The organism is Pseudomonas sp. AK-TSAG1-1, assembly GCF_056821665.1.
Map to the genome: position 1 here is coordinate 390,147 of NZ_CM165965.1, position 20,133 is coordinate 410,279.

A 20,133-nucleotide genomic window follows, 5' to 3' on the forward strand; every position below is an offset into this window, starting at 1 on the left:
TGGGTTGCTGTCAACGACAGCGCTTGCCCGATCTTTTCTACGCCTGTGGATAATTCGGGTCAAGATTCCAATTTTCGGGAGTTCTGCGGCTGTGGATGAAATTATCCACCGGTGGAAATCAGTGGTTTTCCACAGACAGTTGTGTGGGCTTTAGATTTTTTAAGTGAGGTCCATCCAAGCAGGGCGGCTTTGCAGCCCTGTTTGGATGGACCCGCGTGGACAAGCGGATCACTGAGATATAAAGACCGAGCGCTTACTCAGTTGCGCCACGTTTTGCTTTTAAGCGAGTGACGTTCGGTCCGGTCTGGTTCGCGAATTCGTGTGGAGTGACATGCTCCTGCCGGTTGGCCTCCAGGTACCGGCTCCACCAGTTCATGATCAGCCTGCGCTCCTCGATGAATTCTGCCTTGTGGATGTAAGCGGCGCGGACGTTGTTGCGCTCCTTGTGGCTCATCTGCCGTTCAATGGCTGTCTCCGACCACAATCCTGACTCGATCAGTGCGCTACAGGCCATCGAACGAAACCCATGCCCGCAGATATCGGTTTTGGTGTCGTATCCCATCGTCCGAAGCGCGTTGTTCACGGTATTTTCGGACATGGGCTTCCAGGGTTTGGCATCCCCTGCGAAGACCAATGCGAATTTGCCTGTGAGTGCATGGATTTTTTCGAGTAGCGCCACTGCTTGCGGCGATAAGGGTACTAAATGGATATCCCCTGCCATCTTCGTACCCCTTGTGGAAAAGGGTACTCCCTCCAACGCGGGTCGAGTGTCCGGTATCTTCCAGGTGCCGCGCTTGAGGTCGAACTCGCTCCAGCGTGCGAAACGCAGCTCGCTGGATCGTACAAACACATGCAGCGACAGCATCACCGTCAGACGGGTAAGTGCCCGGCCTTTATAGGTGTCGATCCGCTCCTGCAGTTCCGGCAGTCGCGATAAGGGTAGAGCGGGGCGATGTACCACCCGCGGGGCTTTGATCGAGCCTTCGAGATCGTAAGCAGGGTTTATGGTGATAAGCCGGAGGCGCTTTGCCTCGCGCATGATGCTCTGCAGGTAGTTTTGTACCCTTAAAGCAACGTCGATCGTTCCGCGCTTCTTGATCGCTTCCAAGGGCTGCATAAGGTCATGGGTGTCGAGATCAACAATGGCGCTTGCGCCGATCAGTGGGAATACGTGGGTTTTGAGGCGGCTCATCACTGTCTTGGAATGGCCTGGTGCCCACTTCGCCGACATTTCCGTATGCCAGTCGAGCGCAACACTTTCAAAGGTTCTGCCTTTGATTACGGCTTCCGCCTTGGCTTGGTGCTTGGTCTCTATAGGATCAACGCCATCCGCCAGCATTCGCTTAACTTCCAAGCGCTTGCGGCGCGCATCGGCGAGGCCAATGACGGGGTAGTTGCCGAACGAGGTAAGTCCTTCGCGTCCGTTAGGTTTGACGTAACGGAGCCGCCAGCCTTTGCGGCCATTGGGTTGGACTAGGAGGTAGAGGCCATCGCCGTCGAAAAGCTTGTAGGCGCGGTCTGTAGGTTTTGCCAAGCGGCAAGCTGCGTCGGAGAGCGGAGCTGTGGTGCGCGACATAAGGGTACTCCCTTTTATCGAAGTGACCTGTATCCCAAACTCTACCCTTAAAACGGTTGGAGTCCACCAGTTTCTGACGGAAACCGACGGAACGCCAAAACGAAAAAACCCGCCAGAAGGCGGGTTTTTCGGGGGTTTCAGAGATTTTGAAAGCCTTCTCTGGAACCTTGGATGGTGCCGGCACCAGGAGTCGAACCCGGGACCTACTGATTACAAGTCAGTTGCTCTACCAACTGAGCTATACCGGCGTGTGGGCGACGATTATAGCGATTGGGTTGGTTCTGTAAACCCCTGAATTCAGACTATTTTTACGCAGGCGCTGGATCAGGCGTGGCTTGGGCTGTGTCGTCGGGTTTTCAGCCGCAAAACCGGGCTTCCTGGCGGCCAATCCAGCCTGAGCGTGAGGGCAGAATTTTTGCACTGCTCAAGCACCCATTTCACCCGTTTATGTCCTTTTGATTGGAAGCTTATGCACAACGGATCGGCGCGATGGGGGTATTGCGAGGGATTTTGTGGACACGTTCTCATTTTGCTCGCAACGCCCTGTTTTACAGGTTTTTTATCTATATGAACAAAAAATGACCAATGCTGTTGCGGTCGCGTAACGGCGATGGATATTGGATCCACGGGAAAACCATCAACAGAGTTATCCACAGGCTGGAAAGGATTTAACTGCGTTCGGCCAGCAGCAGAAAATTACGTGGGGTCAGTGGGGTGTCGCAGAAGGTGCCGAGGCGTACGACATATCCCTGCTCTACGAGGAAAAGTGCCCGATCCAGATTCAGCCAAAGCTCCAGCGGTCGTCGGAACAGTCCGCGCAGCAATTCCAGGTTGCGAACTTCGGCCAAGCGCTGCCAACCAGCGACTTCCAACGCCTGCCAATCGGGCGTGCCGATTGTGGATAACTCCTTCAATGCGGCCAGATCGCGACAGTAATCAGCGAAGGGTTTTTCCAGCCAGGCGCTGGGCAGGGACGGAGTTGGAAGGTATTCGTTGACGCCGCGCAGTTGCCGTTGCAGCAGATCAAACGCCAGACGCCGGGCCATGGAGGTGTCGCGCTGACGTCGGACTCTTGCACCGGCGGTGACGGTTTCACTCATGGGCAGTGCAAGATCTTCGAGTGACAGCTGTAGGGCGGATCGCAAGCCCGCGCAGGACGATGCCCGGTACTCGCTGCGATTGATCCGGTTGTAACAGCATGGGGCAATGGCCATCTGCTGACATCCGGCTGCGCTCGCCAATTGCATCAGACGCACATGCAGGTCACCGCAGGCGTGCAGGGCGACGGGGGTGTGTTGAGCGCTCAACACGGTTGATGCGTTTGATGCCAGCACATCCTGCTCGACATGCAGAGCGTGCAGGTGATGCCGCTGACTCAGCGCCTGACCGCTGGCAACCAACGCCGGATCGTATTCAACGCAAGTCAGCTGTTGTCCCGCACCCAACAAGCGTCGGCCCAAATGTCCCTTGCCGGAACACCAATCCAGCCAATGCGTCGGTTGTGCAGTAAAGGATAAACGGCTGGCGAACGCCTCGATCTGCTGCCACTTGCGCCCCGGCACATCGACGTTCAAGCGATGGCCTGCGGCTTCCAGCGCATGCTTCGGCAACTCACCGACCGCGCTCAGCGCAGCCGACAACGCCGCCAGGGAAGCGAACGGCTCCGGCGCATCGAGGAGATCGGCAGGATGGTTATGCACCCGCTCTGCATCTTCCAGTGATCGTCCGCGTAGCCACGAAGCCAATTCGGGGTAGGCGGTTTCCCACGGAAGCGAAAGATGGGTGAACGGACGAGGTTTCCACAGCGTCTGATGCTCGATCAAAAAAGCATCCAGCGCGGTGAAGCGGGCGAGTAGGTCCTCGCCCGTCAGCACGTAGGAAGGATCAACGCCCTTGGCAGGCATCGACGCGCAACCAGCGCTCCAGCAGCTTGAAGCCGCGCACCAGCACGTAGGACATCAGCAGATAGAACACGCCGGCGGCGAAGAAGATTTCCACCGGCAGGTAGGTGCGGGCGATGATCGTGCGGGCCATGCCGGTCAGTTCCAGCAGGGTCACGGTGCTCGCCAGCGCACTGGCCTTGAGCATCAGGATCACTTCGTTGCTGTAGGCCGGCAGACCGATGCGCGCCGCACGCGGCAGCATGATGTAGAACATCGCCTTGGGTTTGGACATGCCCAGCGCCCGCGCCGCTTCGATTTCCCCGGGCGGAATCGCCTGGATCGCGCCGCGCAGGATCTCGGCGATGTAAGCCGCGGTGTGCAGGGTCATGGTCGCGGTGGTACACCAGAACGGATCGCGCAGGTAAGGCCACATCGCGCTGTTACGGACCGCGTCGAACTGCGCCAGGCCGTAGTAGACGAGGAACAGTTGCACCAGTAACGGCGTGCCACGGAAAAAGAAGATGTAGGCGTAGGGCAAAGCGCGCACGTACCACAGCTTCGAAGAGCGGGCGATGCCCAGGGGAATTGCCAGCAGCAGGCCGGCAATCACTGCAATGGCTACCAGCTCCAGGGTCAGGGTCGCGCCCTGCGCCAGTTTCGGCAGCCACTTGATGATCACTTCCCAATTCATGAAGCGCTCCTCGCAAAGCCGCGAGCGGCGCGTTTTTCCAGGAAGTGCATGCCGGTCATCGCCAGTACGGTGAGACCCAGGTACATGACCGCCGCCACCAGATAGAAGGTGAACGGTTGTTTCGAGACGGTCACGCCGATCTGCGCGTGACGCATGATTTCTTCCAGGCCGATCACCGAGACCAGCGCGGTGTCCTTCATCAGGATCATGAACAGATTGCCCAGGCCCGGCAGGGCAATGCGCCACATCTGCGGCATGATCAGCCTGGTGAAGATCCGCCATTTCGACAGGCCCAGTGCCACGCCGGCTTCACGGTGGCCCTTGGGAATGGCGAGAATCGCGCCGCGGAACACTTCCGTGGCATAGGCGCCAAAGCACAGGCCCAGCGCAATGACGCCGGCGGCGAAGGCACTGAGTTGCAGATCGGGATTGCCGAAAAACTCACCAAGGCTGCGCATCAGGTTGACTGTGCCGAAGTAGATCAACAGCACCCAGAGCAATTCCGGGACGCCACGCACCAAGGTCGAATAAGTGCCGCCAAGCCACTGAAGCGGCTTGTACGGGGAAGTCTTGGCCAAGGCGCCGAGCAGACCGAGCACCAGTCCAAGACACAGGGCGGTGAGAGCCAGTTTGACGGTCATCAGCGCGCCGGCGGCGAGGGCCGGGCCGAATCCGTAGAGGTCGATAATCATGGATTTCTGTTCAAATTGCGGCAGGCAAAGTCGGGAGCCGACGCCGTTGAGTCACGGCGCCAGTCCCACAGGTCAGGATCAATAGATGCTGAACGGGAAGTACTTGTCGTTGATCTTCTTGTAGGTACCGTCGGCGACGATTTCCTTCAGTGCGGCGTTCAGCTTCTCGCGCAGCGGATCGCCTTTACGTACAGCGATGCCGATCTTGTCGCTTTCCACGACCGGGTCGCCTTTGAACTCGTAGTTCTTGCCGGCGTCGCTTTTCAGCCAGTCATAGTTGGCGTACTTGTCGGCGAGGATGGCGTCGACACGACCGGAAGTCAGATCCAGGTAGGCGTTTTCCTGGGTGTCGTAGAGGCTGACCTTGATGTCATCACCGTAGGTGTCTTCCAGCCAGGTACCGGCCAGCGTCGCACGCTGCGTACCGATGGTTTTGCCTTTGAGCGAATCCTTGTCGGTTTTGAAGTCGACGTTTTTCGGCGCAATGAACTGCAGCTTGTTCGAGTAGTACGGGTCGGTGAAGTCCACCGCGCCCTTGCGCTCTTCGGTGATCGACAGCGAGGACACCAGGAAGTCGAACTTCTTGGCGTTCAGCGCAGGGATGATGCCGTCCCAGTCGGATGTGACGACGGTGCACTCGACTTTCATCTTGGCGCACAGGGCGTCGCCGATGTCTTTGTCGAAGCCGACCACGTTGCCGCTCGCGTCTTTGTTATTGAACGGCGGGTACGCCGCTTCGATGCCCATCTTCAGGGTCTCGGCCATGGCACCGGCGCTGAATGCGAGGGTGACGGCGGCAGCCAGGAAGACCTTCTTGAAATTCTGCATGCATGTTGCTCCGTTAGCGGTTGCTGGACATGAATTGTTTGCAGCGCGCCGAAAGCGGGTTTTCGAACACCTGCTGAGGCGATCCTTGCTCTTCCACCAACCCCTGGTGGAGGAATACCACTTCGCTGGAGACCTGACGGGCAAAGCCCATTTCGTGAGTCACCAACAGCATGGTGCGGCCTTCTTCGGCCAATGCGCGGATGACACTAAGTACTTCCTGAACCATTTCCGGGTCAAGGGCGGAGGTGGGCTCGTCGAACAGAATCACCTTCGGTTGCATCGCCAGGGTGCGGGCGATGGCCGCGCGTTGTTGCTGACCACCGGACAATTGCGCCGGGTAGGCGTGGCGTTTGTCGGCGATGCCGACCTTGGCCAGCAGCGCTTCGGCCACTTCGATGGCTTCGGCCTTGCTCTGGCCTAGCACCCGACGCGGAGCTTCGATGATGTTGTCGAGTACGCTCATGTGCGGCCACAGATTAAAGTTTTGAAACACAAAACCAATCTCGGAGCGCAGGCGGTTGATCTGTTTGCCGTCGGCGGCAACCAGTTCGCCATTCTTGGCGGCCTTGAGCTTGAGCTCTTCACCGGCCACCAGGATCTGGCCCTGGTGCGGATTTTCCAACAGGTTGATGCAACGCAGGAACGTGGACTTGCCGGAACCGGAGGAACCGAGGATCGAGATCACATCGCCGTCGCGGGCGGTCAGCGAGATGCCTTTGAGCACCTCAAGCTGTCCGTAGCGTTTGTGCAAGTTGCGGATTTCAAGCGCGGGCGTGGCCTCAGCCATGTGCGTTCCTCATATATGTTGCGCTCCTGCTGTTGGCTGGCCTTCCTGGCGAGGCGGCCAAGCTAGCATAGCGTTTCAATGGCAGCCAACAGCGCTACGGGCGGTAAGCGGATGGCGTGTGGCAGGTTGTCGCATCGGCACAGCAGACTGTCGCCCCATCAACAACCGAACGGGTGTTTGATCGTGCAAACCCGTGGGCGTCGCGTAAAAAAAGGCGCGATGTTGCCAGCTTTGGCGGGGTGTTGGAAGCGCTATCCGGCCGAACGTTCCTGAATTGCCCTTTTATTGTGCATCCCACACTTTTTCAGTGTGTTTCTGGTGCGCTCGTTCGTTTGAAAAGTGAGTCGCAGGGTAACGCTCTGGCGAATTGCCATTAATTTTAAGGACTTGCGATGACTGTCCGGTCGCGTTCAAAGCCGCGGGCCAGAAGAGTTTGAAACATTTTGGCGCATTTATTGCGTGCAGAATCTGGAACGCCCCGTTGGTTTCTTTTTACGAGAAGGAAAGCCAGACGGGACGGACGCAATCGCTTTCCTTGCAAAGGTAGTTTCGATGAGCAGTACCCCAAGCTCCAATGGCCTCGAACAGGGGCTCAAACCGCGTCATGTGACCATGTTGTCGATCGCCGGTGTGATCGGCGCCGGTCTGTTCGTTGGCTCCGGCCACGCTATCGCTGCCGCCGGCCCTGCCGTGCTGTTGGCCTACGCCGCCGCCGGTACCCTGGTGGTGCTGGTGATGCGCATGCTCGGTGAGATGGCTGTCGCCTCGCCCGACACCGGCTCGTTCTCGACTTACGCCGACCGTGCCATCGGGCACTGGGCCGGTTTCACCATCGGCTGGCTCTACTGGTGGTTCTGGGTCCTGGTGATCCCGCTGGAGGCCAACGCCGCCGCGACCATCTTGCACGCATGGTTCCCGAGTGTAGGCATTTGGGCGTTTGCGTTGATCATTACCCTGCTGCTCACCGTGACCAACCTGTTCAGCGTGAAAAACTACGGTGAATTCGAATTCTGGTTTGCCCTGATCAAAGTGCTGGCGATCATCGGCTTCATCATCCTCGGTCTGGCGGCCATCTTCGGCTTCCTGCCAAACAGCCAGGTCAGCGGCGTTTCGCACCTGTTCGACTCCGGCGGCTTCCTGCCAAACGGCATGGGCGCAGTACTGGGCGCGATCCTGACCACCATGTTCTCGTTCATGGGCACCGAAATCGTGACCATCGCGGCCGCGGAATCGAAGAACCCGGGCAAGCAAATCTCCAAGGCCACCAACTCTGTAATCTGGCGGATCGGCCTGTTCTATCTCGTCTCGATCTTCATCGTCGTGGCCTTGGTGCCGTGGAACGATCCGACCCTGGCCAACCTCGGTTCCTATCAGACCGTGCTTGAGCGCATGGGCATTCCGAACGCGAAAATGATCGTCGACATCGTGGTACTGGTCGCGGTGACCAGCTGCCTGAACTCGGCGCTGTACACCTCGTCGCGCATGCTGTTCTCCCTGGGCAAGCGCGGTGACGCGCCAGCCATGTCGACCCGCACCAACAAAAGCGGCACGCCTTACTGGGCGGTGATGCTGTCCACTGGCGCGGCGTTCCTCTGCACCTTCGCCAACTACGTGGCACCGGCTGCGGTGTTCGAGTTCCTGTTGGCCAGCTCCGGCGCCATCGCGCTGCTGGTGTACCTGGTGATCGCGTTCTCGCAACTGCGCATGCGCAAACAGCGCATGGCCCGCGGCGAGAAAATCGTCTTCAGCATGTGGCTGTTCCCGGGCCTGACCTACGCGGTGATCATCTTCATCGTCGCGGCCCTGACCATCATGCTGTTCCAGGAAGCCCACCGCGTGGAAATCCTCGCGACCGGCTTGCTGAGCCTGTTGGTGGTGGCTGCCGGCCTGCTGGTAGCACGCCGTCGCAAGCTGGAAAAACGTGGTGCGGTGGTGCTCAACTGATCCGTAGCGCGTAATGCAAAACGGCCGCTGTCAGTGATGACGAGCGGCCGTTTTTGTTTGGGAACGGTGGATTATTCAGGGTGCACCCAATCTTCTATGCGCAATCCGGAAACACGTTCAAATTCCCGTACATTGTTCGTCACCACAATAAGGCCTTGTGAGCGCGCGTGACCGGCGATCATTTGGTCATAGGGGCCAATAGGTGTTCCTGCTCTAGCCAGCTCAGATCGAATCATTCCGGCCTGCGCTGCTGCGTCATTGTCAAAAGCCAAGACTTCCAGTCGAGCAACGAATCCTTCGACAACCGAAAGATTCTTTTCGGGGGCCGCCGACTTTTCAGCGCCGTAGATAAGCTCCATGAGCGTGATAGCGCTGATGCACAATTGTCCGGAATGTCGGTTGAACGCTTCTCGGACAATTTGTGGTTTGTTCTTGATGGTGAAAATACAGACGTTGGTATCCAGCATGTATTTGATCATCAGAACGACTCACGCTCCTGATCATTGGGTTGCTCACGGTCAACCATGAAATCGGCGGAAACGTTATCGCCATCGAACCAGCTATCCCAGCTTTCTCCGGCAGGTGTGATGACGCGTGTTCTGCCGATGGCGATCACTTCAACGCGTTTGACATCGCTGGGCATTGCGACTGCCTTGGGCAGTCGAACGGCTTGGCTTCTATTGCTCATGAAAATTGTGGTTTGTTCCATGTTCGGCCTCCAATGTCCGCGTCTGCAATGAAGCAAGAATAGGTTGCGGTTGGGATATGTCAATGGGATATACATTGCGCTCGGACGGAGGGCTTTCGAATCGGCCAAATAAAAAAACGGCCGCTGTCAGTGATGACGAGCGGCCGCTTTTGTTTCGGAGCGGGGTTTATTCGCTCTTTTCTTCCTGCGTATCTATCGACTTGCCATAGGTATCCAGCGCAACTCCGAAGTCGGTGATGAACTGCGGCTCGCTCAGCCAGGCCTGGGCGGTTTCGATGTCCATGCCGTCGGCCCACATGCGGTAGTCGATCAGCATGTCGGCGGCCAGGTGGGTGGCGGCCATGCCTTCGTTTTCGGCGTTTTCCATGTCCAGCAGCTCAGGATGGTCAACGATGATGAACGCCAGCTCACGCAGCAACGTCAGCAGCATGTCGTTGCGGCTGACGGCTTCGGCGTCGCGCATTTTGCTGAACATTGCCAGGGTGTATTCCGGGATCGGCTCGGCCAGATGCCCGAGATCGTCGTCCTGGTCCAGCGGCTTACGGCCGACCATACGGATCTGCTTGGCTTTGGCCTTGGCGCGTTTGGCGCGTTTCTGTTGCTTGTTCAGGGATGCCATGGGAACTCAGTTCTTCTGTTGGGTTTGTGCGGCGATCGCGTCGGACGCCGCCACATAGTCGGCCTGGAAGGCCGGGGATTCGATCCAGGCCAGCGCGCCGGCTTCGTCGGTCTCTTTCGACCACTGGCGATACTCGATCAGTGCGGCGAGGATGAAGTCCATCGCACCTTCTTCGCCCTCTTGCTCGTAGACCAACTCGAGCAACGGGTCTTCGAGGAACGCGGTGCACAGCGCTTGCTGGCTGATCTTCTCGGCGTCGATCATTTTCTTGAACAATTCGGTCAGGTCCACCGACTCGAAATCGATGCGGTCATCGTTCGGATCCAGTTCGACCGGCGCCTCGGGGCGTTTGGTGCGGTTCTGCTTGGCCTTGGTCTTGGCCCGGGCGGCGCGTTTTTGCTGCTTGTTGGCGGAGGCCATGGTGTGTTCCGTCGTGCGTTGAAAGGGCTCAGCTGCGCGGCACTGTCCGCCCGGGTGAGTCGGGGGCCAGCTCGCCGGTTTGCAGCCAGGTCAGAGCGATGGGCCATAGTGTGGCTTGGTATGCGCTGCGAAAAAAGGCGAAATGTCCGACTTGTTGTTCGCCGATGTCGTGCGGCTCGATGCGCAGGTGGGTTTTGTGCGCATGGCTGAAGTAGCAGAGCAGGCGTTCGATGGCTGCGACGGTGCCGTAGGGGTCGTCGCTTATGCTGATCGCCAGGGTCTTGGCGCGGACGTTGGCGAAGGGCAGTCGACCGGAAGCCTTCAGCAGTCTGCGGCCGCTCGGGCGTTGCTCATATCGCGCTGTAGGCGTGCTCCAGTCGCGTACGACGCCGGCGGGCGTGTCCTCCAGCCAGCCGAGGCGCTTGCCGGGGAAATAGCCACAGAAGCGCGTCAGCAGCGGCATCAGCAGATGCCATTTGCCGAACATGCGCCAGCGCTGTTCCGACGCATAGTCGCGCCAGTAAGCGAACTGCGCGCCGACCGTCACCAGCCGACGAATGACCTGTCCCGACTCGCCAAGCCCAGCTGCGCAGCCGCCGAAACTGTGACCGACCACGTCGATGGGCTGACCGGGGAATTCCCGTTGTGCGCGTTTTAGCATCGCCTCGAAATCCAGCGCACCCCAATCGGTCCATGAGGCCTCGAGGCCTTTCAGGGTTGCCGGGCGGGATTCGCCGATACCCCGGTAGTCATAGGTGATCACGTCGAAACCGTTGGTGAACAGATAATCGGCGAAGCGCGAGTAATGTCGGCAGCGTACCGAGGTGGCAGCGTTGATGATGACCACCGGGCGTTGTTCATCGGGCACGGTGTGCCGCCAGATGAAACCGCCGAGCACAACGCTATCGGCGGCGACTTCCTTGAAAGCCTCGCCGTGTTTATCAGTCAAAGCCGGCGACTTTGACTGCGTGTCTTGCGTTGCTGGCGCATCCTGACAGCTCATCGCTTTCGACCTATTCGAGGAGCTGCCAACAATAGTCTTAGCGCCATCCGGGAACAATCCGCAGTTGCTATTCCGAGGATTGAAGGCGCAGGCGTTCTTCGATCAAGGTCTGTTCCCGATTGAGTTCGGCGCGCAGTTCTTCCTCACTCGGCAGTATCGTCTTGTAACTGCTGGCAAAGAGTTGCTCATTGCCCTTGAGCATCGAGTAACGCGCGACCGAGTCGTTGCTCTCGGCACACAGAATGATCCCGACGGTCGGCTTGTCGCCCTCACTGCGCTTGAGTTCGTCGTACATGCGCACGTACATGTCCATTTGCCCGACGTCGCCGGCGCTGAGCCGTCCGCGTTTGAGATCAATGATCACGAAGCATTTGAGCAAGTAGTTGTAGAACACCAGATCGATGTAAAGATCGTCACCATCGGTACTGATACGTTGTTGCCGAGCGACAAAGGAAAAGCCTTTACCCAGTTCCAGGAGAAAGCCCTGCAGATGGTCGATGAGGGCCTGCTCAAGACGGCTTTCCCTGACCTTGCCGGCCGACGGTAGCCCAAGAAATTCGAGTATGACGGGGTCGCGAATGAACTCGCGCGGATGGGGTTTCATGGCTGCAATGTGGGTGCTGGCTTCTTCGATCACATCGGCTTTGTCTCGACTCATGAGCAGTCGCTCGTAGTAGAGCGTATTGATCTGGCGATCAAGGGCGCGGCTGGACCAGTTCAGATTGGCGGTTTCTTCCACGTACCACTGGCGCGCTTTTGCGCTTTCGACCCGCAGCAGCCTGCGATAGTGAGTCCAGCTCAATTCGGAACGCACTGCGTTCCAAATTGGAAACAACTGATAAAAACTCCGCATATACCGCAGATTGCGATCATCAAACCCCTTCCCGAACTGCACCATCAGATCCTCCGCCAACAAGGCCAGCAGCTGCTTGCCATACCCCGCACGCTGGGCGCCTTGCTGCTCGAACTCGACAATATGCCGGCCGATCTGCCAACAGGTCTGCACTTGGATCGTATCAACCGCACGCAGCACTTTTTGCCGCGCCTGACGAATCAGTTCGCCCAATTCCCCCAGCAATGAATCGATTTTCGGGTCTTGCGCGTCAGTCGGTTTTACCTGGTTCATCGAGTCTTCCGCATCATTGGAAACAGACGCAAAGCATGCCAAGTGTCGCCGGCCGGCGATGTCGGGCGAGCCTGTGAAGGCAGCAGGAAGACGGGATGGGTATCGCAGGACGTTGCCGACAAAAGGCGTGGTTGCGAGCAATGATCTGTAGTCCATTTCGTACACGCGCCAAGTTCCAATCAATCTAAAACAAGCCTCGCGGGGCCAAATCTAAAAAAGGGTAACGATTGGGTTCTCTGAACCCGGGAGTCGCCATCATGAAAAACATTCGTTCATTCATGCTGCCGTTCGCCGCTGTCGGTTGGCTGCTGTTGCCTGTCATGGCGCAGGCCGCCAACCTGGAACCGGTCGACAGTGCCGGTGTGCAAGTCCAGCAACAACAGCAAAACGGCATCAACTACCTGTCCGGCGGGATCGGCCTGGACGAGTCAAAAGCCATTCAGCAAACCCCCGGCTACAACCTGCACATGACCTATTCGGTCGGCATGCAAAACGAGTACGCCGCCAACGTCGACGTGACGATTGAAAAAGCCTCGGGGCAACCTGTGCTGACGCTCAATCAGGCGGGGCCGCTGGTGTATGTGCAATTGCCGCCAGGCAAGTACATCGTGCGAGCCACGCTTAATGGTCAGGAGCGGCGCGATGTGACTGACGTCGGCAGCGGCACGGCGCGCAATCTGGTGTTTCACTGGAGTTGAAGTGACTGGCGATTGATGCAGTCGTAAAGCAAGGGCGCGGGTACAATCCCGCGCCTTGTGTTTGGTGGCGAAGGAAGTGCGGGTTTGAAAGGGATTTTGCGCGTTGGCTCAGCGGTGAGCCTGGCTTTGTTGTTGGCCGGTTGTGGAACGATGATGGGGCGCATGAACGGTGCTTCTGAAGAGCCGTATTACAAAGGCGTCGATGGCAACTTGCACTTGCTCGGCGTGAGAGGGGGAGACGGCATGCCGTCCGCGGTCATTTGTTACATGATGATCGTTTGTCCGCTGATTACCGTCGTCTCCCTGCCGGTAGACGCTGCGCTCGACACGGTCTTGCTGCCGGTGGATTACGTCAACACCCTCTGAAGGGAATCTTCACTTATCGCCGTGTGCGTTTGGCCTTCGGCTTGTCGGTTGGCTCGTGCGCCATTCGGTAAATCCATAATCCGATCCAGCCGATGGCCACCAGGAATACGGTGCCGATGCACTGCGACACGATCTCGAACCAATACATTCGGGGTTGTAGCGCGAGGGTGTAGGTATGGCGCGGGCCTGATCGGTTCCATGTGGTGATGGAGCCGCTGATCAAACTGTGGATGATCAGATAGATCGATGCGCCGATGACGAAGGCGATCAGCACGCCGACGAGTACCGTCAACCAGAACGCTACCCGGCTCTGGCGATAGGGCGGCGGATGGGGCAGGGGCACGCGGGTTCTTTTCTGGTTCATCGAGTGGATGACCCTCTTCCTTAAGGTGCGGCCAAAGTAGCGCGGATCGCCATTCGCCGAAACCCGTCGAGGTTGAAAACTCAATGAGCAATGACAGATATGCGTTGAGCGGGTCGATGCCCTGCCGATCGCCTGAAACGACAAAACCCGCGACGCCTGTGAAGGGCTCGCGGGTTTTTTCCGGGCTGCGCAAAAGGACTGATTGAGCCGTCATCAAATCGCAGGCATAAAAAAACCCTGAATCTTGCGATTCAGGGTTTTCGGTATTTGGTGCCCAGAGACGGAATCGAACCGCCGACACGGGGATTTTCAATCCCCTGCTCTACCGACTGAGCTATCTGGGCAACGGGGCGCATTAAAAGGGTTTTTCGGATTTACGTCAACGACTTTTTTAAAATTTCTTAAATTAATTCCGTCGCTTACGATCCGACCCCCGATTTGCGGGGTTTACTCTGCAGGCGGAACGTAGCCTTCGGCTTGAGCGTATTCCTCGCCGGAGAAGTACTTGTCCATTTCGCCCTGAAGAAATTTTCGATCTTCGGCGTTCATCATGTTCAGACGCTTTTCGTTGATCAGCAGGGTCTGGTGTTTCTGCCAATCAGCCCAGGCCTTGGCGGAGACGTGGTCGAAAATGTCCTGACCTTTGGCACCCGGGTACGGAGGGCGTTCCAGTCCTGGCAATTGTTCTTTGTACTTACGGCACATTACGGTGCGGGTCATGACGACTCTCCTGCATTCAAGACGGCGGCCGCGCGTTCGAGCAAGGTTTTGACCGGGGCAGCAAGGCCCAGGCGCGGCGGGGTGGCGAGGTTATACCAGAGCCAGTCGGCCTCGGCCACGTGATGGGCGGCCTCCTGTACCTGAACCAGCCAGGGTTCGATGGACAGCTGGAAATGGCTGAACGTGTGGACAAGGCTCGGCAGCGCCTGCTGTTCGCCCATCGTCAGCGAGTGCTGATCGGCGAGGTGTTGCAGGTCGTCGAGGTCATCGAGTTCCGGCAGGCTCCACAAACCGCCCCACAGGCCGCTGGAAGGGCGGCGATAAAGCAGAATCGCGCCTTCGCCATTGGCCAGCATCGGCATCAGTGTGCGTTTCTGCGGGATGGCCTTGCGCGGCTTGGGGATCGGGTAGCGCGTCTCCAGGCCGAGCATGTGTGCTTCGCAGCCCTTTTCCAACGGGCACAGCAGACAGCTCGGTTTGCTGCGGGTGCACAGCGTGGCGCCGAGGTCCATCATCGCCTGGGTGTAGGCGTTGACCCGATCGTGCGGGGTGAAACGCTCTGCGTTGGCCCACAGTTGCTTTGCGACCTTAGGCTCGCCTGGGTAACCCTCCTGCGCAGTGAATCGCGCCAGAACGCGTTTTACGTTGCCGTCGAGGATCGGCGCGCGCAGGCCCATGCTGATGCTGGCAATGGCTCCGGCGGTGGACAGGCCGATACCCGGCAGATCCGTAAGCTTTTCGACGTCACGCGGAAATTCGCCGCCGTACTGGCTGACGACGATCTTCGCGGTCTTCTGCAGATTGCGCGCGCGGGTGTAGTAACCCAGCCCGGTCCACAGGTGCAGCACTTCGTCCTCCGGCGCCTCGGCCAGCGCTTGAACCGTCGGCAGCGCGGCCATGAAGCGGTCGAAGTAATTGAGCACGGTGCTGACTTGGGTCTGCTGCAACATGATCTCCGAGACCCACACCCGATACGGATTGATGTCTTGCTGCCAAGGCAAATCGTGGCGGCCGTGGCGGTCGAACCATTCCAGCACCGCCGTGGAAAACTGCTCCGCTCTCATCGCTTGAACAGCCCCTTCAATGCGTTTTTCAGTTCCGGGCTGACTTTGTCGCCCAGTTTCTCGTCGATCTTCTCGCTGAGCTTGTCGCCGGCCATTTTGGTCGCGACCTGACCCAGGCGTTCGTTGTCCACACGGCAGGCCTTGGCGCCCAGTTCCAGCGGGCCACGGCAGCGCAGCGGCCATTCGATGCCGACGAATTTCTCGCCGACCTGACAGGCCGGGTCCGGCATGGCGCTGGTGTCGCCTTCGACGATGATGCCGACGCGGTAATCCATGCCCAGCACCCGCAGGTCGATGTCGCCGTCACCGTTTACGGTCATGCCCGGGATGCGCACTTTCAGGTCCGGGTTGCTGGCGACGCCGTTGCGCAAGGTCAGGTTGCCCTTGAGCTCCTGGAATGGCGTGTCCTTGCCTCGCGGCTCGCCACTGAGGGTTTTGCGGTTGAGGGTGGCGATGCCTTTGCACAGTTGCTGTTCAAGGTTGGCGTTGAGCAGCACGCCGTTGTTGATCACGAAACTGGCGTTGCCGTTGAGGGTTTCGATCAGCGCCTGTTGGCTGTTGCCGCTGCCGGTGATGCTGCTGGTCAGGGTAACCAGACCTTTGGCCGGCGGGTTCTTGCCCTGGCTTTCGAGGATTTTCTCGACCGGCACGCGGTTGATACGGGTCTGCAGATTCAGCACTGGCGCGCTCGGGCGCACGTCGAGGGTGCCCTTGGCTTCGAAGTCGCCGTTGTACAGGCCGCCGCGCAGGTTCTCCAGCGTCAGCAGGCCGCCCTGGCCGTTGGCCTTGAGTGCGGCGTTCTGGATCGGCAGCTTGTCGAGGGTCAGTTGGCCGAAGCTCAGGTCGGCGTCGACATCGAGTTTGGCCAGGCGCTCGACCGGCAACAGACGCTCGGTGCTCCAGGCGCTTTTGCTCGGTTTGTCCGGCAGCGGTGTGGAGCCGGCACCGGCCATGGCATCGGCTTCGGTACTGGCGACTTCGGCCTGACGCACCTGTGTGGCATTTTTGGCCTTGTCCGATTTCGGCGGCAGGTAACGGTCGACGTCGAAGGTGTCAGCCTTGAGGATCGCCCGCAGCGACTGTTTGGCGAAGTCTTCAACGGCAATGCGCCCGCTGAAGCTGCTGTCGTCGAGTTTCAGGTTGATGTTGTCGAGGGCGATGCTGGTCGGCGTGGCGGCCACGCGGCTGACCAGTTCGACCTTGCTCAGGCTGCCGGGCGCCATCGCCGGCAACGTCTGGCCGATGCTGTCGACGAATTTCGCCAGATCGAACTGGGCGATCGAGAGGCCGCCAGTGATCTGCGGGGTCTTGTCGAGATTGTTGGCTTTCAGCTCGCCCAGGGCGCGCAACTGGTTGGCAGAAATCTTGATCCCGGTCCATTCGGCGACGTTCGCGGCTTTGTCCAGCAGTACCTGGCCTTGCGCAGAGAAGGTCATGGTCTTGCCTTGCAGCGGATCGCCAGTCAGTTCGCCGGACAGTTTCATGTCTTCGAACTTGTAGCGTTGCAGGGCGCGCTCGATGCGCAACTCGCCGTTGAGCTCGGTACGCACCCGCAGCACCGGCTGATTGGTGCTGAGGAACGCCGTGGCTTTCAGCGGAATATTGGTCGAATCGTGTACCGCGCCGGTGCTTAGCTGGATGCTTTCGGCGCTGTACTGCTTGCCGGTCTGCTCGTCGTTGTATTCAACGCGGGCGTTGTTTACGGTCAGGCTGTCGATGTCGAGCCGGATTGGTTGCGGCGGTTTTTCCGGCTGGGCGGCGGCCTCTGCAGCGGGAGCGCTGGCTGGCGCCGGGCTGCCGGCAGGCGTGGCGGGAGGTGGCAGTTTGCCGATGTCTTCCCAGTTGCCGTGGCCGTTCTTGTCGCGTTTGAGGCGCAGGTTCAAGCCTTCGACACGCACGTCGCTCATCTGCACTTCGCGGCGCAACAGCGGCAGCACGCGCACGGACAGACCGAGCATCTGCAGATCGGCATACGGTTCGGCCGGATTGATCAGGGTGGCGACGCTGGCCTCATGCAGTTCCAGGCCGAGCCACGGGAACAGGCTCCAGCCGATATCGCCATTGAGCGTCAGCTCGATGTGGGCCTTGTCGCGGGCTATCTGGCGGATCTCGTCTTTGTAGTCGTTGGGATCAAAGAGGTGGGTCAGGGCGAAGCCCGCCGCCACAATGATCAGCAACAGCCCGAGAAGTACCAGACCCAGGATTTTGCCGAACGCTTTCATGGGCGAGTCCTTGTAATTTAGTCGAATTCGTAATTTAGCCGGGGAGTATAGCGCTGCATCCGCCCGATTCGGGGCGCAGTCATGTAGCGATTACTTCTAGCGGCACTTGCAGTTTGGCGGCCAGCGCCTGCGTTTCAAGGTGTCCGGCAGGGGCTAGCAAGCGCAGTTGTGCACCCGCTTGCGACGCCATTTTTTGCGCTTGGTTCACCAGCCGCTCGGCCACCCCACGGCGTCGGGTAACTTTTCTCACACATAAATGGGACAAGTACCAAACAGTGTCGTGCCTTGTCAGACGCGCCGCACCGAGCAGGCGATCATTGAAACGTCCTGCAATCAAAGACCCGTCAGCCAGGCTGCTTTCGATCAGCCGGGCGTCCCCGCAATACGGTGCGAACAGCCATTGCGGGGCGTCACGATAGATTTTCTGCAAGTCCTGTTGATCCTGATAGCTGGCATCGTTCAGCGCTTGGACAACGATCGGCATGGCTTTTTCCTGAGAGGGAGGAGATCAGATGACACGAAAAAGGTGATATCAGTTTGGTTTTTCTGTCACGTGCAAATGGTAACCTTCGCCGGTTCGTCCGTCCTTCTGCGACGTAACGTCGCGCCTCAAGGAGCTTCACCTTAAAAAACGGTCATGCCTGCGTGCATTAAGGCCGAGGGTGAACAGTGGCTGGCGAACCATACTAATAATTGGGGGATACACAATGAGCACGAGCATCACGGCGGGCGGCCTGCAAGCCGACCAGCCTGCGTTCCTGTCCAAGGAGCGCATTATCGCCAAGCCCGGTTTCAACCGCTGGCTGGTTCCACCGGCCGCGCTGGCCATTCACCTGTGCATCGGCATGGCCTACGGCTTCTCGGTGTTCTGGTTGCCGCTGTCCAAGGCGCTGGGCGTTACTGCTCCAGTGGCTTGCGCACCGGACATGAGCTTCATCGCACAAGTATTTTCCTCTCAATGCGACTGGCCGATCTCGATGCTCGGCTGGATCTACACCCTGTTCTTCATCTTCCTCGGCTGCTCGGCAGCCATCTGGGGTGGCTGGCTGGAACACGCAGGCCCGCGCAAGGCTGGCGTTGTGTCGGCACTGTGCTGGTGCGGCGGTCTGCTGATCTCGGCGCTGGGTATCTATACCCACCAGATCTGGCTGATGTGGATCGGTTCCGGGGTGATCGGCGGTATCGGTCTGGGTCTGGGCTACATTTCGCCGGTATCGACCCTGATCAAGTGGTTCCCGGACAAACGCGGCATGGCCACTGGCATGGCGATCATGGGCTTTGGTGGCGGCGCGATGGTCGGTGCACCACTGGCTGCAGCGCTGATGGGCCACTTCGCTTCGCCAACCAGCGTCGGCGTGTGGCAGAGCTTCCTGGTGATGGCTGCGATTTACTTCGTGTTCATGATCGGTGGCGCGTTGTCCTACCGCGTTCCGCCAACCGGCTGGAAGCCTGAAGGCTGGACCGCGCCGGCGAAAAAAGCCTCGAACTCGATGATCACCCACCGTCACGTGCACGTGAACGTGGCGTGGAAAACCCCGCAATTCCGTCTGGTGTGGCTGGTGCTGTGCCTGAACGTGTCCGCCGGTATCGGCATTCTGGGCATGGCCTCGCCACTGCTGCAGGAAGTGTTCGGCGGCAAGCTGCTGGGCGTTGACGTGCCGTTCGGTCAACTGGACGCCGGGCAACTGGCTTCGATTGCCGCCATCGCGGCCGGCTTCACCGGTCTGCTGAGCCTGTTCAACATTGGTGGCCGGTTCTTCTGGGCTTCGTTCTCGGACTACCTGGGTCGCAAAAACACTTACTTCGTGTTCTTTGCCCTTGGTTTTGCCCTGTACGCGTTGATCCCGAACATGGGCCATCTGGGCAACGTTGCGCTGTTCGTGGCGGCGTTCTGCATCATCCTGTCGATGTACGGCGGTGGTTTTGCGACTGTTCCGGCGTATCTGGCCGACCTGTTCGGTACGCAAATGGTCGGTGCGATCCACGGTCGCCTGCTGACTGCCTGGGCGGCGGCCGGCGTGCTCGGTCCGGTGCTGGTGAACTACCTGCGTGAGTATCAATTGAGCATCGGCGTTGAGCGCGCGGCCGCTTACGACATCACCTTGTACATCCTCGCCGGCCTGCTGGTGCTGGGTTTCCTGTGCAACCTGCTGGTGCGTCCGGTGGACGACAAGTACTTCATGACTGACGCCGAACTGGCTGCAGAGCAGGCGCTGGGCCACGACAAAGGTGCCGACGCCAGTACGGTTCTGGAGTGGAAAGCCGCACCGGGCAGCAAGCCGCTGGCGATCGCCGCGTGGCTGGTGGTGGGGATTCCGTTGGCGTGGGGTGTGTGGGTGACCCTGCAGAAGACGGCGGTACTGTTTCACTAAGTAAACGGTAAAACGCAGTACCCCTGTGGGAGCGGGCTTGCTCGCGAAT

The 20,133-nt window shown here is 59.0% G+C and carries 21 protein-coding genes and 2 tRNA genes; 4 read left to right on the plus strand and 19 right to left on the minus strand.

Annotated elements, in window-relative coordinates; genetic code table 11:
* Positions 1–253 precede the first annotated feature (253 nt).
* The 7 genes from AC1UK9_RS01720 to AC1UK9_RS01750 all read right to left on the minus strand — a co-directional run bounded on the left by AC1UK9_RS01720 (position 254) and on the right by AC1UK9_RS01750 (position 6,457).
* Entirely contained in the window at positions 254–1,576 is a 1,323-nt protein-coding gene (locus AC1UK9_RS01720) for a tyrosine-type recombinase/integrase (protein WP_482579146.1), read from the minus strand.
* A gap of 172 nt (positions 1,577–1,748) precedes the next feature.
* Positions 1,749–1,824, minus strand: a tRNA-Thr gene (locus tag AC1UK9_RS01725).
* A 420-nt stretch (positions 1,825–2,244) separates the two neighbouring features.
* Complete coding sequence (locus AC1UK9_RS01730) at positions 2,245–3,480, minus strand: methyltransferase (protein WP_482579147.1); 1,236 nt, start codon at positions 3,478–3,480, stop codon at positions 2,245–2,247.
* Positions 3,461–4,150, minus strand: coding sequence for an ABC transporter permease (locus AC1UK9_RS01735; protein WP_025110952.1), 690 nt, complete (start codon positions 4,148–4,150; stop codon positions 3,461–3,463). Before AC1UK9_RS01735 ends, AC1UK9_RS01730 begins: the two co-directional genes overlap by 20 nt.
* Complete coding sequence (locus AC1UK9_RS01740) at positions 4,147–4,842, minus strand: ABC transporter permease (RefSeq protein WP_025110951.1); 696 nt, start codon at positions 4,840–4,842, stop codon at positions 4,147–4,149. Before AC1UK9_RS01740 ends, AC1UK9_RS01735 begins: the two co-directional genes overlap by 4 nt.
* A 78-nt stretch (positions 4,843–4,920) precedes the next feature.
* Positions 4,921–5,670, minus strand: a complete 750-nt coding sequence (locus AC1UK9_RS01745; RefSeq protein WP_025110950.1) for an ABC transporter substrate-binding protein — start codon at positions 5,668–5,670, stop codon at positions 4,921–4,923.
* Between the two features lie 13 nt (positions 5,671–5,683).
* Positions 5,684–6,457: an ABC transporter ATP-binding protein gene (locus AC1UK9_RS01750; protein ID WP_025110949.1), complete on the minus strand. Its 774-nt coding sequence runs from the start codon at positions 6,455–6,457 to the stop codon at positions 5,684–5,686.
* A gap of 552 nt (positions 6,458–7,009) precedes the next feature.
* Here AC1UK9_RS01750 and gabP point away from each other — a divergent pair.
* Entirely contained in the window at positions 7,010–8,401 is a 1,392-nt protein-coding gene (gene gabP, locus AC1UK9_RS01755; protein WP_025110948.1) for a GABA permease, read from the plus strand.
* A gap of 71 nt (positions 8,402–8,472) precedes the next feature.
* On the opposite strand, the gene vapC is transcribed toward gabP, so the two are convergent.
* From vapC to AC1UK9_RS01785, 6 genes are all read right to left on the minus strand, one after another.
* Positions 8,473–8,880 carry a type II toxin-antitoxin system tRNA(fMet)-specific endonuclease VapC gene (gene vapC / locus AC1UK9_RS01760; RefSeq protein ID WP_482579148.1) on the minus strand — a complete coding sequence of 136 codons (408 nt, stop codon included), beginning with the start codon at positions 8,878–8,880 and terminating at the stop codon, positions 8,473–8,475.
* Positions 8,880–9,110, minus strand: a complete 231-nt coding sequence (gene vapB, locus AC1UK9_RS01765) for a type II toxin-antitoxin system VapB family antitoxin (protein WP_025110946.1) — start codon at positions 9,108–9,110, stop codon at positions 8,880–8,882. Before vapB ends, vapC begins: the two co-directional genes overlap by 1 nt.
* A gap of 166 nt (positions 9,111–9,276) precedes the next feature.
* Positions 9,277–9,729 carry a hypothetical protein gene (locus AC1UK9_RS01770; protein ID WP_482579149.1) on the minus strand — a complete coding sequence of 151 codons (453 nt, stop codon included), beginning with the start codon at positions 9,727–9,729 and terminating at the stop codon, positions 9,277–9,279.
* Positions 9,730–9,735: 6 nt separating this feature from the next.
* Positions 9,736–10,149: a hypothetical protein gene (locus tag AC1UK9_RS01775; protein ID WP_473014185.1), complete on the minus strand. Its 414-nt coding sequence runs from the start codon at positions 10,147–10,149 to the stop codon at positions 9,736–9,738.
* A 28-nt stretch (positions 10,150–10,177) separates the two neighbouring features.
* Positions 10,178–11,152, minus strand: coding sequence for an alpha/beta hydrolase family protein (locus AC1UK9_RS01780; RefSeq protein ID WP_473014186.1), 975 nt, complete (start codon positions 11,150–11,152; stop codon positions 10,178–10,180).
* Between the two features lie 67 nt (positions 11,153–11,219).
* The gene (locus AC1UK9_RS01785; RefSeq protein WP_482580445.1) at positions 11,220–12,278 is read right to left on the minus strand and encodes a PDDEXK nuclease domain-containing protein; all 1,059 of its coding nucleotides are present in this window, start codon (positions 12,276–12,278) and stop codon (positions 11,220–11,222) included.
* Between the two features lie 257 nt (positions 12,279–12,535).
* Between AC1UK9_RS01785 and AC1UK9_RS01790 the strand changes: the two genes are divergently transcribed.
* Together AC1UK9_RS01790 and AC1UK9_RS01795 are read left to right on the plus strand one after the other, a co-directional pair.
* The gene (locus AC1UK9_RS01790) at positions 12,536–12,976 is read left to right on the plus strand and encodes a carboxypeptidase regulatory-like domain-containing protein (RefSeq protein ID WP_482579150.1); all 441 of its coding nucleotides are present in this window, start codon (positions 12,536–12,538) and stop codon (positions 12,974–12,976) included.
* A gap of 162 nt (positions 12,977–13,138) precedes the next feature.
* On the plus strand, positions 13,139–13,342 hold the full coding sequence (locus AC1UK9_RS01795; protein WP_482579151.1) for a YceK/YidQ family lipoprotein: 204 nt from the start codon (positions 13,139–13,141) through the stop codon (positions 13,340–13,342).
* Between the two features lie 13 nt (positions 13,343–13,355).
* Here the strand turns inward: AC1UK9_RS01795 and AC1UK9_RS01800 are convergent, their stop codons facing one another.
* The 6 genes from AC1UK9_RS01800 to AC1UK9_RS01825 all read right to left on the minus strand — a co-directional run bounded on the left by AC1UK9_RS01800 (position 13,356) and on the right by AC1UK9_RS01825 (position 18,196).
* On the minus strand, positions 13,356–13,706 hold the full coding sequence (locus tag AC1UK9_RS01800) for a hypothetical protein (RefSeq protein WP_482579152.1): 351 nt from the start codon (positions 13,704–13,706) through the stop codon (positions 13,356–13,358).
* Positions 13,707–13,974: 268 nt separating this feature from the next.
* Positions 13,975–14,050 (minus strand) — tRNA-Phe (locus AC1UK9_RS01805).
* A 103-nt stretch (positions 14,051–14,153) separates the two neighbouring features.
* Complete coding sequence (locus AC1UK9_RS01810; protein WP_025110939.1) at positions 14,154–14,426, minus strand: oxidative damage protection protein; 273 nt, start codon at positions 14,424–14,426, stop codon at positions 14,154–14,156.
* A complete protein-coding gene (mutY, locus tag AC1UK9_RS01815) occupies positions 14,423–15,490 on the minus strand; it encodes an A/G-specific adenine glycosylase (RefSeq protein ID WP_482579153.1) in 1,068 nt (355 codons plus the stop codon). Before mutY ends, AC1UK9_RS01810 begins: the two co-directional genes overlap by 4 nt.
* Entirely contained in the window at positions 15,487–17,712 is a 2,226-nt protein-coding gene (locus tag AC1UK9_RS01820) for an AsmA family protein (protein ID WP_482579154.1), read from the minus strand. Before AC1UK9_RS01820 ends, mutY begins: the two co-directional genes overlap by 4 nt.
* A gap of 79 nt (positions 17,713–17,791) precedes the next feature.
* A complete protein-coding gene (locus tag AC1UK9_RS01825; RefSeq protein WP_482579155.1) occupies positions 17,792–18,196 on the minus strand; it encodes an acetyl-CoA sensor PanZ family protein in 405 nt (134 codons plus the stop codon).
* Between the two features lie 223 nt (positions 18,197–18,419).
* Between AC1UK9_RS01825 and AC1UK9_RS01830 the strand changes: the two genes are divergently transcribed.
* Complete coding sequence (locus AC1UK9_RS01830; RefSeq protein WP_025110935.1) at positions 18,420–20,084, plus strand: OFA family MFS transporter; 1,665 nt, start codon at positions 18,420–18,422, stop codon at positions 20,082–20,084.
* Positions 20,085–20,133 lie beyond the last annotated feature (49 nt).